Annotated in this window: 10 protein-coding genes; 3 read left to right on the top strand and 7 right to left on the bottom strand. The window is 71.1% G+C overall.

Features of this window, described 5'->3' with window-relative positions:
• Positions 1-48: 48 nt before the first annotated feature.
• Positions 49-510 carry a DUF3817 domain-containing protein gene (locus MRBLWO14_RS10555; protein ID WP_341933111.1) on the bottom strand — a complete coding sequence of 154 codons (462 nt, stop codon included), beginning with the start codon at positions 508-510 and terminating at the stop codon, positions 49-51.
• Positions 511-604: 94 nt separating this feature from the next.
• On the opposite strand from MRBLWO14_RS10555, the gene MRBLWO14_RS10550 reads away from it, so the two are divergent.
• Positions 605-1,522, top strand: coding sequence for an AraC family transcriptional regulator (locus MRBLWO14_RS10550; protein ID WP_341933110.1), 918 nt, complete (start codon positions 605-607; stop codon positions 1,520-1,522).
• A 12-nt stretch (positions 1,523-1,534) separates the two neighbouring features.
• Here MRBLWO14_RS10550 and MRBLWO14_RS10545 read toward each other — a convergent pair whose 3' ends face one another.
• The 6 genes from MRBLWO14_RS10545 to MRBLWO14_RS10520 all read right to left on the bottom strand — a co-directional run bounded on the left by MRBLWO14_RS10545 (position 1,535) and on the right by MRBLWO14_RS10520 (position 10,601).
• A complete protein-coding gene (locus MRBLWO14_RS10545) occupies positions 1,535-2,737 on the bottom strand; it encodes an MFS transporter (RefSeq protein ID WP_341933109.1) in 1,203 nt (400 codons plus the stop codon).
• Between the two features lie 175 nt (positions 2,738-2,912).
• Complete coding sequence (locus MRBLWO14_RS10540) at positions 2,913-4,733, bottom strand: S8 family serine peptidase (RefSeq protein WP_341933108.1); 1,821 nt, start codon at positions 4,731-4,733, stop codon at positions 2,913-2,915.
• 231 nt (positions 4,734-4,964) lie between these two features.
• A complete protein-coding gene (speB, locus tag MRBLWO14_RS10535) occupies positions 4,965-5,912 on the bottom strand; it encodes an agmatinase (RefSeq protein WP_341933107.1) in 948 nt (315 codons plus the stop codon).
• Positions 5,913-5,928: 16 nt separating this feature from the next.
• Positions 5,929-7,560, bottom strand: a complete 1,632-nt coding sequence (locus MRBLWO14_RS10530) for a thiamine pyrophosphate-dependent enzyme (RefSeq protein WP_341933106.1) — start codon at positions 7,558-7,560, stop codon at positions 5,929-5,931.
• Between the two features lies 1 nt (position 7,561).
• Positions 7,562-9,229: an amidohydrolase gene (locus MRBLWO14_RS10525; RefSeq protein ID WP_341933105.1), complete on the bottom strand. Its 1,668-nt coding sequence runs from the start codon at positions 9,227-9,229 to the stop codon at positions 7,562-7,564.
• 49 nt (positions 9,230-9,278) lie between these two features.
• Entirely contained in the window at positions 9,279-10,601 is a 1,323-nt protein-coding gene (locus tag MRBLWO14_RS10520; protein ID WP_096714491.1) for an MFS transporter, read from the bottom strand.
• Positions 10,602-10,823: 222 nt separating this feature from the next.
• Between MRBLWO14_RS10520 and MRBLWO14_RS10515 the strand changes: the two genes are divergently transcribed.
• Together MRBLWO14_RS10515 and MRBLWO14_RS10510 are read left to right on the top strand one after the other, a co-directional pair.
• Positions 10,824-11,738 (top strand): Lrp/AsnC family transcriptional regulator, encoded by a 915-nt coding sequence (locus MRBLWO14_RS10515; protein WP_341933104.1) that lies wholly within the window; start codon positions 10,824-10,826, stop codon positions 11,736-11,738.
• Positions 11,739-11,786: 48 nt separating this feature from the next.
• A complete protein-coding gene (locus MRBLWO14_RS10510) occupies positions 11,787-13,196 on the top strand; it encodes an MFS transporter (RefSeq protein WP_341933103.1) in 1,410 nt (469 codons plus the stop codon).
• Positions 13,197-13,203 lie beyond the last annotated feature (7 nt).

Below are 13,203 nucleotides of genomic sequence, written 5' to 3'. Positions count from 1 at the left end.
CAGCGCGATATACCGCGCAGAGCGAGTGGATGTGCAAGCGGGCGCTCGTCACTTCCCGCCGGGAGGGCCCGCCAGCAGCAGGATCACGTACAGCGCCACGATCGCCGCGACGAGCAGGATCGCGAGTACCCAGGGGCGCTGCAGGAACCAGCGCATCAGACGGTCGTACCAGCGGGCGTCACGCGGGTCGTCCGTCTCGGTGAGACGCCATTCCCCCGTCAGCCGGCCCGTACGGTGCAGCCAGATCTCGGCGGGGATGGTCGCGTAGGGAACGACGGCGCTGGCGATCGCGACGATCGCGACACCGACGTGCCAGCGCTGGTTGAGCGCGACGAGCACGGCGGTCGCGCCGTAGGCGAGGAACACGAAGCCGTGGATGCCGCCGCCCACCGTCACGACGACGCCCGGGGCGCCGACGGCTCTGGCGACGATCGCCGCGATGAGGATCGTCCAGGTGATCGCCTCCGCGATCGCGAGGACACGGAACAGACGACCGGGTGAGCGGAACACGGGACTCCTCGGGTGGGTGTCCTGCCAGCGTAACCGGGCGTCCTCCCGCCGCTCGAATCGGAATACCGGTCGCCGTCCGAGCGTTGCCGAAGGCATGGTGACGACCGTTCCCTCCGCCCTCACCCGGGTGCTCGACGGCGTCGACCTCACGGTCGGCGTCGCCCGCCGTGCCGCGTTGCAGCCCGGCGAGCGCCTCTCGCTCCCTGCGGGGTCAGCGACCCTCGTCTACCTCGCGGAGGGCACGGTGCACGGGCATCCGCCCCTGAACACGGGCTGCCGACTCGATGTCGACCGCGCCTCGACCCTCATCGCCGTCGACGAGCGACCGGCCGACACGGCGTTGACGGTCGGCGACGCCTTCCTCACCCTGGGGCGCACCGCATTCGCGCTCGAGGCCGCGGGACCGGCCGACGTCGTCGTGTTCGATCTCGAGTTCTCCGACGCCGCGCAGGCGCTCATCACCGGACTCCCCGACCCCGTCACGGTGATCGCGTTCGACGCGCTCGAGCCGGCGGCAGCTGCCCTCGCCGGCAGCATGGGTCCGACGGACCCTCCCGGCTCCCCCGCCCGGCAAGGCGACCCGCTGATCTGCCGCATGATGGCGAAGACCGTGCTGCTCTCGGTGATCCGCGCATGGGCCGCGAACGGCTGCGCGCCGGAGGGCTGGCCCGCGGCATCCCCCGATCCCTTCCTCGACCGCGTCGTCGCGGCGATCCACGATCAGCCCGGCCGCGAGTGGACCGTCGAGAGCCTTGCGACCGTGGGCGCGATGTCGCGGTCGGCGTTCGCCGAGCGGTTCCGCCACGCGATCGGCCGCTCGCCCGCCGACTACGTCACCGAGGTGCGCATCGACGTGGCGAAGGGGATGCTGGCGGCCGGCCGCACGGTCTCGGAGACCTCCCGCGAGCTGGGCTACGCCTCCGACGAAGGGTTCAGCCGCGCGTTCCGTCGCCGCACGGGGCTGACGCCGTCGGCCTGGCGGGCGTCGCAGCGCACGCCGGTCCCGGCCTGAGCCGCGCGCGCGTCAGCCGCGGGCCGCACGCGAGCTGACCCGGTTCGACGCCCCGAACAGCACAGCACCCAGCACGAGCACGACCGCGCCGATCACGTAAACCGCCTCGACGCTCAGGGTGTCGACGAGCAGTCCGCCGACGCCGGCCGCGAGCGTGATGGCGCCCTGGAACCCGACGACGACCAGGCTGCCGCCCGCCTCCAGCCGGTCGGGCATGCGATGCCCGACCCAGGTGTTCGCGACGAGCAGCCACGACGAGAAGAAGAAGCCCCACACGAGCACGACGATCCCGACTCCGATGACTGTGCCCGAGAGCAGGATCATCGCCAGTACGGAGACGGCGATCACGGCGGGTGCGAACACGGCGAAGAACGCGAACCGCCGGTCGATCACGAACCCGATCGACAGGTTGCCCGCGAGGCCGCCGAGGCCGAACAGCGCCAGCAGCACGACGATCGTCGAGGCGTCGACGTCGGGGATCCGCTCGAGCGCGAGCCGCACGTACGTGTAGGCGAGGAAGTGCCCGAGCACCACGAACACGTGACCGATCATGCCGAGTCCGATGCCGGGTCGGCGCAGCGTGTCGACGAGGAGACGGATGCTGGACGCCTGCTCCGCCGGCACCGACGGCAGCACGAACCGCAACGCTGCGACCAGCAGCACCATGAGCACGCCGGCGATCGCGAACACCGCCTGCCAGTCGACGAGCTCGCTGAGCATGACGCCGAGCGGCACACCGGCGACGGTCGCGAGCGAGACGCCGGCCGAGGTGAACATGACCCCGCGGCCGAGGTGCTCCGGCCCGGCGAGCCGCACGGCGACCGTGATGGACATGGCCCAGAACGCGCTGATCGCGGCCCCGAGGAGGAATCGCGCCAGCAGCACGATGAGCAGGTTCGGCGCGATCGCGACGACGAGGTTCGACACGGCGGCGGCGAGCGCCATCCACACGAGCAGCGACCGTCGATCGAGGCGGGGGAAGATCAGCCCGACCGTGGGCGCGACCACGAGGCCGACGAGCGCGGTGACCGTCACGGTCTGCCCCGCCTGGCCTGGTGTGACGCCGAGGGCGTCTGCCATCTCGGTGAGCACGCCGTTGGGCAGGAACTCGGCCGTGACGAGCAGGAAGCCCATCAGCATCAGCACGACGAGTCCGCCGTAGCGGATGCCGTCGGCGCGGGAGGTCGTCACGGGAACGGGGGCGGTCGTGGTCATGCTTCCAGCATCGCGGCCCGACCCGCGTCGCGCCCGACGCGGCGTCCACGGCATCCGACCGTTCGTCCAGACCCCCGGCAGGGCCCAGGCAGGGCGCAGGGAGGGCGCAGGGACGGTGCAGGGAGGGGCGGATGCCGAGAGGGCTGCTGCCCCGGCATCCGCCCCTCGTCGACGGCTACTTCACGGTCGCGGTGTACGCACCCGATCCGGTGCTGGCCCGCAGGATGAGGCGGTAGGTCCCGGCGGTCGCCGAGTACGACAGCGTCTCGTCGGACGCCTTCGTCGCCGCCCGGGCGACCGTCGACCAGCCGAACGTCGACCGCTTCTGCAGCGACAGGTCGAAGTCGGCGCCGTCGGGTCCGTCGAGGCACGCGTCGATCGTGCTCGCGGTGGTGCGGGTGAACTGCGCCGTCGCGACCTGCTGGCCGCTGGTGAGCGTGCCCGTGCCGAGCGTCGTCCCCGAGCAGGTGCTCGGCGGAGGCGAGACGACCCAGCGGAACGAGACGCTGTCGGTCGTGGGCGTCGCGGCACTGTCGCGCACCGCCACCGTGACGGTCGCGGTGCCGGCGGTGGTCGGCGTGCCGCTGATCCGGCCGGTGGATGCGTCGATCGTCACGCCGGCCGGCAGACCCTGCGCCGAGAACGCGTACGGCGCGGTGCCTCCGGTCGCCGCGGCCTGCAGGTCGACGGCCGTGCCGACGGTCGCGGTCTGGTCGGCGACCGCCGCCAGGTCGACCGGGGTCGTCGTGCCGTTCAGGAAGCCCGCGAACAGCAGCCGGTTCGGCGACCCGGCGGTGAGGCCCGTGATCTTCCCCGGCGTCGCGTTGTCGACGATCGCGGCGTGCACCTGGGCGGGCGTGGCGGCGGGGTTCTCGGCGAGGTACAGCGCTCCGGTGCCGGCGACGTGGGGCGATGCCATCGAGGTGCCCGTCGAGAGCACGGCCGACGCATCGCCGGTGAACCACGCCGAGGCGATCTCGGTGCCCGGCGCCCACAGGTCGAGGCAGCGACCGTGGCTGCTCGATGCGGCCTTGGCGTCGGTGCGCGTCGAGTTGCCGACCGTGATGCCCGCCGCGACCTTCTGCGGGCTGTAGAGGCAGGCGTCGTCGTTCGAGTTCCCGGCGGCCTGCACCCACGTCACGCCCGAGGCGATGAGGCTGTTCACCGCGCGGTCGATCGCCGGGCTGTCGCACGGCGTCTTGCACCCGACGCTGTAGTTCGCGATCGCGGGCTTCTGCGCGTTCTCGAGCACCCATTCGATGCCGGCGAGGATCGCGACGGAGCTGCCCTGACCGCGGCAGTCGAGGATGCGCACGGGGTACACGGTCGCCTTCTTCGCGACACCGTACGTGGTGCCGACGGCGGTGCCGGCGACATGCGTGCCGTGGCCGTTGCAGTCACTCGCATCGCCGCCGGCTGTCACGGCGTCGAAGCCCGGGCGGATGCGCCCGGCGAACTCCTCGTGAGTGAGACGGATGCCGGAGTCCAGCACGTACACGCTGACGCCCTCACCGGCGGAGTCCGGGTACCGGAACCGCCCGTCGAGGGGCAGGTCGCGCTGATCGATGCGGTCGTCGCCCCAGTTCGGCGTCGGGGCCTGCTCGCCGAGGGCCTCGAAGGTCTGCACCTGCTCGACGAACTCGACGCGCTCGTCGGCGGCGACCTGCAGGGCCGCCTCCTCGGTGAGCTTCGCCGAGTACCCGTCGATGACGGAGTTGAAGACGTCGACGACCTCGCCGCCGACGGTGTCGGTCAGCGCGCTGGCGATGTCGTCGGCGGCGCCGAACTGCGACTGCGGCTTGAGCACGACGATGTATTCGCCCGGCACGGCGGTCGGGGCGTCGGCGCCGACGATCTCCGGGGCGTCCGGGGATCCGGTCCCGGGGCTCGCGCCTGCGAAGGTCGGTGCGAGCAGGAGGCTCGCACCGGTCAGGGCAGCCGCGGCGGCGGCTGCGATTCGGGGCAGGGTCGCGCCCCGCGCACGTCGAAGGGACATGGTTTTCCTCTCCTGGGGATGAACGATCTCCGGAGAGGCATGGCGGGAGACGTGGGGTCTCCCGCTACCTGTTCGCGCGGACGCCCGGTGTGGGGTGTCCTGGCGTCGTCGCACGGGGTCTCCGGTCCATCGGTTGCGACAGACCGTAGCGGCGCGTCTCGCACGGGGTCCAGGGTTTCTGGACGAGGTGCAGAATCGTATACCGGTCGAACCGGTTGAACCGGTGTGTGCTCAGCGCGCGAGGCGCGCGGCCAGCAGCGACACCAGCTCGTAGACGACATGGCTCGCCGCGATCCCCGTCATCTGCGCGTGGTCGTACGCGGGCGACACCTCGACGACGTCGGCGCCGACGATGTCGCGGTCGCGCAACGCCCGGAGGATGCGCAGCAGCTCGCGGCTCGTGAGACCACCGGCCTCGGGGGTTCCGGTACCGGGCGCATGCGCGGGGTCGAGCACGTCGATGTCGATCGACACGTACAGCGGCCGATCGCCGACGCGCTGCAGGATGCGCTGGATGCCGGCCTCGACGCCGTGCTCCTCGATGTACTCGCTCGACACGATCGAGAAGCCGAGGCGGGCGTCGTCCTCGAGGTCCTGCTTCGAGTACAGCGGCCCCCGCGTGCCGACGTGGCAGCTGGCGGTCAGGTCGATCAGCCCCTCCTCGCTCGCGCGGCGGAACGGCGTGCCGTGCGTGATCGGGGCGCCGAAGTACGTGTCCCACGTGTCGAGGTGGGCGTCGAAGTGCAGCACGGCGACCGGTCCGTGCTTCGCCGCGACCGCCCGCAGCAGCGGCAGCGCGACCGTGTGGTCGCCGCCGATCGTGACGATGCGCTGCACCTGCTCGCCCAGGGCCCGCGCCGCCGTCTCGACCTCGGTGACCGCCTCGGTCAGGTCGAACGGGTTCACGGGGATGTCGCCGGCATCCACCACCTGAGCCAGCTCGAACGGAGACACGTCCTGCGCGGGGTTGTACGGCCGCAGCAGTCGCGACGACTCGCGCACGTGCGAGGGACCGAAGCGGGTGCCTGGCCGGTAGCTCACCCCGGAGTCGAACGGGATGCCGACGACCGCGATGTCGGCGCGCTCGACGTCTTCGATGCGGGGCAGCCGCGCGAAGGTCGCGATGCCGGAGTAGCGGGGGTTGGCGGAGGCGTCGACGGGGCCCACGTTCTCGGTCATGTGTCGTTCCTGTTCGTCACGGAGTGGAGGGGTGGAGGAGGTGCGGGGGCAGGTGCACGAGCTGCACGCCGCCGGTCGCGATCGCATCGCGGATGCTCGGCACGATGTCGGACTGCTCGTCGACGCGGCGACCCTGCGCGCCGAAAGCGGTCGCGAGCGCGGCCCAGTCCGGCTGCACGAGGTCGACGCCGACCGGCTCCATGCCGCGGTCGACCTCGTTCTGGCGGATCTCGGCGTACCCGCCGTTGTCGACGCACACGATCGTGACGTCGAGGCGCTGCTCGACGGCCGTGACGAGCTCGTTGACGCAGAACATGAGCGCACCGTCGCCGATCACCGTCACGACCGGGTGCTCGGTCTGCGCGACCCTGGCGCCGATCGCGGCGGGCAGGCCGTAGCCGAGGGTCGCGTAGGTCGGCGTGTACAGCAGCGTGTGCGGACGCGGCGAGCGCAGCACGCTCCCGAGCGCCATGTAGACGACCTGCGAGGAGTCGCCCGCGACGATCGCGTCGTCGGGGAGGGCCTCGGCGATGAGCTCGGCGAGGGCGACGGTCTCGGGAGCCGTCTCACGGGACTCCCGCTCGATCGCCGCACGCTCGGCTGTCACGTCGCGCTCGGGGCGATGATCGGCAGGGAGCAGCCGCAGCAGCTCGCCGGTGACGGCGGCGGCGTCTCCGACGAGACCGACCGTCGCCGCGAGGTTCTTGTCGAGCTGCGCCGGGGAGATGTCGATCCGCACGACCGCGCCGCGGGCGTCGAGCCGCGGCGCCCACAGCTCCGCCTCTCCGAGCTTCGAGCCGACCACGAGCAGCACGTCGGCGTCCTCGGCGACGGCGCGGGCGGCGGCCAGGCGCAGGTTCGACCCGAGGGAGAGCGGATGCCGTTCGTCGACGACGCCCTTGCCGTTCAACGTCGTCAGCACCGGTGCCCCGAGGCGCTCGGCGATCGCGGTGAGCTCGTGCGAGGCATCCGTCGATCCGCCGCCGGCGACGATGACCGGACGCTCGGCGCCGATGAGGAGTCGGACGGCCTCGGCGAGGGCTGCGGGGTCGCCCGACGCACGCGGCGGGAGCGGCCGCGGCCGACGTGCCTCGGCGGGCACGCCGGCCGGCGCTTCGAGGACGTCGAGAGGGATCTCGATGTGCACGGGGCGCGGCCGACCGGTGCGGAAGAGCGCGAACGCGTCGTGCACGGCATCCACCGCCTCCGCCGCGCTCGTGACCCGACGCGACCACTCGGCGATCGCACCGACCATGGCCGTGGCGTCCTTCGTCTCGTGCAGCGTGCCGACGTCGGCGAACTCGGCGCCGAGCGCCACCCCCGGCGAGAGGACGAGGAGCGGACGCGACTCGCAGAAGGCCGTGCCGATCGCGCTCATGGCGTTCTGCAGGCCGGGCCCCGAGGTGGTGATGACGACGCCGGGCAGGCCGGTCTGCTGAGCCCAGCCGTCTGCGCCGTAGCCCGAACCCTGCTCATGACGGTTCGTCACGACCCGGATGCCGAGGTCGGCGAGCGGTCGGTACAGCTCGAGGTTGTGCGTGCCGGGGATGCCGAAGACGGCGTCGACGCCGTACCCGCGGATGGTCTCGAGCACCGCCCGCCCCGCGGTGTCGGAGTAGTCGGTGGTGTCATCGAGGACGGCGCTCACGTCAGGCACGGTACCGCCGCTCGCCGTCGACCCAGGTCTCGCGCACCGCGATCTGCGCGATGTCCTCGCCGGCCACTGCGAGCGGGTCGTCCGACAGCACGACGAAGTCGGCGTACTTGCCGACCTCGAGCGAGCCCAGGTCGTCCTCGCGGCCGATCGACACCGCCCCCTCGTACGTGTGCGCGCGGAGCGCGGCAGCGGCCGAGATGCGCAGGTCGTCGGGGCCGAGCCTGTGACCGCGCCGCGTGACCCGGGTGACGGCGGTCTGGATGGCCTCGAGCGGGATCGGCTCGGCGACGGGGGCGTCGGACGAGATGGTCATCGGCACGCCGGCGCGCTCGAATTCGCCGAGCGGGTTGAAGCGCTCACCGGGGGTGCCGATGGCCTCCTCCACGCCCTCGCCCCAGTTGAAGTAGTGCTGCGTCTGGTTCACGGGACGGATGCCCGACGCGGCCATCCGCTCGATCTGCTCGGGCGTGGGCAGGCCGCAGTGCTCGATGCGGTGACGGGCGTCGGCATCGGGATGCTCGGCGAGTGCCGCCTCGATCGCCGACACGACCATCTCGATCGCCGTGGGCGATTGGGCGTGCGTGGCGGTCTGCAGCCCGGCCGCGTGCGCCTTCGCGATGAGCGCCGCGTAGTCGGCGGGCTCATGGTAGAGCTGCCCCGTGCGGCACGGGTCGCCGACGTAGCCGTCGGGGAAGTACGCCGTCCACCCGCCGAGCGTGCCGTCGGCGTAGAACTTGATGCCCGCGAAGCTCAGGTGCGCGTTGCCGAACTGTCCGACCAGGCCCATCTCGAGCGCCTCGTCGAGCAGGTGCGACAGCAGGTACATCGACACGCGCAGTTCGAGGCGTCCGGCCTCGGCGAGCCGCAGGTACATGTCGAACTCGCGCCGGGTGACCTGGCAGTCGCCGATCGACGTGACCCCGCCGGCGAGGAAGCGCTGCGTCGCGGCATCCAGCTGCCTGAGGTGCTCCTCCGGTTCGTCGGCGAGATGGAAGTTCGGTCCGTGGTGGCCGATCTTCACGCCGTGCACGCCGGTGAGGATGTTGCACGCGGCATCCGACAGCTCGCCCGTCAGCTCGCCGTCGGCGTCGCGGAAGAACTCGCCGCCGTCGGGGTTCGGGGTGTCGCGGTCGACGCCGCCCGCGGCGAGCGTGTACGAGTTCACGACGCCGCCGTGACCCGAGGCGTTCATGAGGTACACCTCGCGGTCGCGGGCGACCTCGTCGAGCTCGAACCGGGTGGGGTGCCGCTTCTCGGCGAGGTTGCGCTGCTCGTACCCGTACCCGCGCACCGGACGTCCGGCCGGAGCCTCGGCCGCCGCGGCCGACAGCAGCGCCACGATCTCGGGGATGCTGCCGGCCTTCTCGGGTCCGCAGTCCACCCACGTCATCATCTGACCGAACATCAGAGGGTGCGCGTGCGCATCGACGAAGCCGGGCACCACGACCGCATCGCCCAGGTCGACCCGCTCGGGGCGCAGGCCCGCCCGCTCCGCCGCCTGCTCGCACTCCGCGAGGGAGCCGATCGCGACGATCCGACCGCGGTCGGTGAGCAGGGCCGTCGCGGTGGCGGCGTCGGCGTCCACGGTGTGGATCGCGCGGGCCGTGATCAGTCGCGGCGTCGTCTGGGCGGAGCGGTCGAAGGGGGTGAGCTTTCTCATGGGCCTGTTCGCTGTCGATGCGGTCGGGGTGGGGCGGGAGCGGCGCGGGTCAGGGGAGCCGGTTCGCCGTCGTGTCGGTGCGGGCGGTGAAGGATGCCGTGACCGGCGCCTCGTCGGAGTGCTGGGGCGCGAGGCGCGTGCAGATGCCGGCGATGATCGCCATGCCGATGAACATCGCGATGACCGCCCAGACGCTGCCGGTCCAGGCGATGAGCTGCGTCGCGAACCACGGCGAGAAGCCGGCCCAGACCGCGGCGCCTACGCCGTACGACAGGGCGATCGACGTGTAGCGGGCCTGCGGACGGAACATCTGCGCGAGGATCGCGGCGATCGGCGCGTAGGTCGCGCTCATCGCGATGCGCACGAGCGAGGCGAACAGGAAGATGAGCGGTTCGACGCGGCCCGGCATGATCAGCAGGAACGGCACGAACGTGAGCACCGAGGTCACGAGGCCGATGTACATGACGTTCTTGCGGCCCCACTTGTCACCCAGCCAGGCGACCGGGAGGGTGACGAGGAACTCGACGAACGAAGCGATCGTCATGGCGTCGAGGATGACCTGCTCGCTGATCGCGATGGGCTCGCCGGTGGCGTACGCGGTCGCGAACGTCGTGGCCAGGTAGTAGCCGCCGGTGGAGATCGGCAGGATGCCGATGCCGAGCAGGATCGGCTTCCAGTTGGCGCGCAGCGCGAAGGCGAGGGGCATGGACTGCTTGCGGCCCTCGATCTTCTTCTCGAAGACCGGCGACTCCTCGACGCGGTAGCGCACCCAGAGGCCGACGCCCACGAGCACGATCGAGAGGAGGAACGGGATGCGCCAGCCGCCGTCGATGATGAAGTCCTCGCCGCCGCGCGACATGATCGCGAAGATGCCCGAGGCGAGCAGCGCACCGGCCGGGTTGCCGAGCTGGGTGAACCCGCCGTAGAACGTCTTCGACTTCTCGGGCGCGTGCTCGACGCTCATGAGCACGGCACCGCCCCACTCGCCGCCTACCGCGAGACCTTGGATCGCACGGAGCAGGATGAGGAGGATCGGTGCGAGGATGCCGATGTTCTCGTAGGTGGGCAGGCAGCCGACCAGCACCGTCGCGACGCCCATGAGCAGCAGCGTGATGACGAGCGAGACGCGACGACCGAGCTTGTCGCCGATGTGACCGAAGATGATGCCGCCGAGGGGACGGACGAGGAACGCGACGGCGAAGGTCGCGAACGCGGCGGCGGTCTCGGCGAGACGGTCGCCGCTCGGGAAGAACAGCGGACCGAAGACGAGCGCTGCGGCGGTCGCGTAGACGTAGAAGTCGTACCACTCGATGGTGGTGCCGACGAACGCGGCGATGCCCGCGCGCCGCGCCTTGCTGTGGGTGGAAGCCATGAGGCCCGCTCCTTTGCGGAAGATGTTCGGATAGCGAAGGATGCTACGGACGGGACCGGGTCTGCGACAAGACCAGAACTCCAGCGTGACAGACGATTCACTGGACTTCTGATCGCGCACCGACGCATCTCTCGCCTTCCCGCCCGCCACGTGTGCGCTTACACTGCAGATGTGCACGCGCAGTCGCGCGATCGCGGGAAACTGACGAATGTGGGCGGACCCATGGATTTCGACGCCGAACTGATCCGTGCCCTGCAGGAGGACGGTCGCGCCAGCATCCGTTCGCTGTCGGTGCGGCTCGGACAGTCCCGTGCGGCCGTGGCGGCGCGGCTGCGGACGATGCTCGACGACCGCACCGTGCGGGTGGTCGCCGCGGTCGATCCGGTGTTCCTGGGGCAGCACGTGCTCGCGCACGTGTCGATCCGCACCGACGGATCGGTGGAGGTGGTCGCCGAGCACCTGCGGGACATGAGCGAGACGGTGCTCGTGTCGGCGGTCGGCGGCGCGCACGACCTGGTGACGGAGGTGCGTCTCGGGTCGATGGCGGAGCTGCACGATCTGCTCGCGCAGATCCGCGCGATCGGGGGCGTGCTCGACATCAACACGATCATCTACTCGACGGTCGTGAAGGGGTTCTTCGTGTCGGAGTACCACGGAGACGTGACGCTCGACACGATCGACGAGGACCTCATCGAGCACCTGCAGTCGGACGGGCGGATGAGCTTCCGTGCGCTCGGCGAGGCGGTACGGCTGTCGCCGTCGGCGGTGGCGACCCGGGTGCAGCGGCTCATCGACGGCGGTGTGATCAAGATCAGCGCGGTCGAGGCGCGCGGCCTCGCGCACCGGCAGCTGTCGATGGGGGTGGGGCTGAACCTCAACCACGACGACGATGCGGTGATCGAGGAGCTGCGCACCGGGCGGGGCATCGACTTCGCGGCACGCACTCTGGGCCGCTTCGACGCGGTCGCGACCCTGGTCGAACCGTCGGCGGGGGCGCTGTATGCGAGCCTGGAGCGCCTGCGGTCGCTTCCCGGCGTCACGCGCATCGAGGCGTGGCTGCATCTGGCGGTGCTCAAGGAGGACTACGCGCGCACCCTGCATGCGCCCGCGCTGACCCGGCTGGTCGGGCAGGGCTGAACGGCGCGCCGTCACCGTCCGTTCACCGCGCGCCGCCAGACTGCGAGGATGAGCGAATCCCCGCAGAGCAGCGCGGTCCCCGACCCCGCTGCGACGGCGAACAGCGGCGCGGTCGGCGTCATCGGCCTCGACCTGCGCGGCGACACCCCCGCACCGAGGAAGCAGGTGTTCTCGTGGGCGCTGTGGGACTGGGCGACACAGCCTTTCAACACGGTCATCCTCACTTTCATCTTCACGGCGCTGTACCTGACGACCGAGGCTTTCCTGCCCGCGGACATCGCGGCGCTCGACGCGAAGGACCCGGTGCGGCTGGCCGCCGAGGCCGACCTCGCGTCGGGTCTCGGGCTGGGGTCGACGATCGCGGGCATCGCGATCCTGCTCATCGCCCCCGTCCTGGGTCAGCGTGCTGACGCGGCCGGTAGGCAGAAGCTGTGGCTGGGCATCGGCACGGGTGCGCTCATCGCGTGCATGTTCGGCCTCTGGTTCGTCGAGCCGACCCCTGCGCTGTTCTGGCTCGGCGTGGCACTGATCTCGGCGGGGTCGGTGTTCGGCGAGATCGCCGCCGTGAACTCGAACGCCATGCTCATCGGCATCGCGAACCCGAAGACCGTGGGCCGCATCTCGGGTCTCGGCTGGGGATTCGGCTACATCGGCGGCATCCTCGCGCTCGTGCTGGTGGTCGTGTTCTACATGCTCGACTGGTTCGGTCTGCCGGAGGACGGAGGGCTGCCGTTCCGGATCATCGCGGTGGGCTGTGCGATCTGGGCGATCGTGTTCTCGATCCCGATCTTCCTCAACGTGCCCGAGCCGTCGCTCGGCCGCCCGGAGCGGAAGGTGGGTTTCTTCGCGTCGTACGGGCTGCTGGTGAAGGACGTCGTCCGCCTGTACCGCAACCCCGAGACGCGCAACACGTTCTGGTTCCTGCTGTCGAGCGCGGTGTTCCGCGACGGGCTGGGCGGCGTCTTCGCGTTCGGTGCGATCATCGCGGGGCAGGTGTTCGGATTCGAGTTCCTGGAGCTCGTGATCTTCGGCATCGCGGCGAACCTCATCGCGGGCGTCTCGACGATCATCGCGGGACGTTTCGACGACACCTACGGCCCGAAGCGCATCATCCTCGTGTCCCTCGCCTCGATGATCCTCGCCGGTCTCGCCGTGTTCTTCCTCGTGGATGCCGGCACGATCGTCTTCTGGATCGGCGGTCTGATCCTCTGCGCGTTCGTGGGGCCCGCGCAGGCGGCAGCGCGCTCGTTCCTCGCCCGCGTCACCCCTGCGGGGCGCGAGGGTGAGATCTTCGGCCTGTACGCCACGACGGGTCGCGCGGCGAGCTGGATGTCGTCGGGCGCGTGGACGCTGCTGATCGTGCTCACCGGTGCGACCGCCTTCGGCATCGTCGGGATCGTGATCGTGCTCATCGCCGGGTTCCTCCTGCTGCTGCCGGTCAGGGCCACGGCGCGCTGAGCCGCGC

Source organism: Microbacterium sp. LWO14-1.2 (assembly GCF_038397715.1).
Lineage (GTDB): Bacteria > Actinomycetota > Actinomycetes > Actinomycetales > Microbacteriaceae > Microbacterium.
This window is presented reverse-complemented; position numbering and strand designations above follow the sequence as displayed.

Coding starts and splice junctions, on each gene's coding strand:
- MRBLWO14_RS10550 (WP_341933110.1), top strand. CDS start 605: ATGGTGACGACCGTTCCCTCCGCCCTCACCCGGGTGCTCGACGGCGTC.
- MRBLWO14_RS10545 (WP_341933109.1), bottom strand. CDS start 2,737: ATGACCACGACCGCCCCCGTTCCCGTGACGACCTCCCGCGCCGACGGC.
- MRBLWO14_RS10540 (WP_341933108.1), bottom strand. CDS start 4,733: ATGTCCCTTCGACGTGCGCGGGGCGCGACCCTGCCCCGAATCGCAGCC.
- speB (WP_341933107.1), bottom strand. CDS start 5,912: ATGACCGAGAACGTGGGCCCCGTCGACGCCTCCGCCAACCCCCGCTAC.
- MRBLWO14_RS10525 (WP_341933105.1), bottom strand. CDS start 9,229: ATGAGAAAGCTCACCCCCTTCGACCGCTCCGCCCAGACGACGCCGCGA.
- MRBLWO14_RS10520 (WP_096714491.1), bottom strand. CDS start 10,601: ATGGCTTCCACCCACAGCAAGGCGCGGCGCGCGGGCATCGCCGCGTTC.
- MRBLWO14_RS10515 (WP_341933104.1), top strand. CDS start 10,824: ATGGATTTCGACGCCGAACTGATCCGTGCCCTGCAGGAGGACGGTCGC.
- MRBLWO14_RS10510 (WP_341933103.1), top strand. CDS start 11,787: ATGAGCGAATCCCCGCAGAGCAGCGCGGTCCCCGACCCCGCTGCGACG.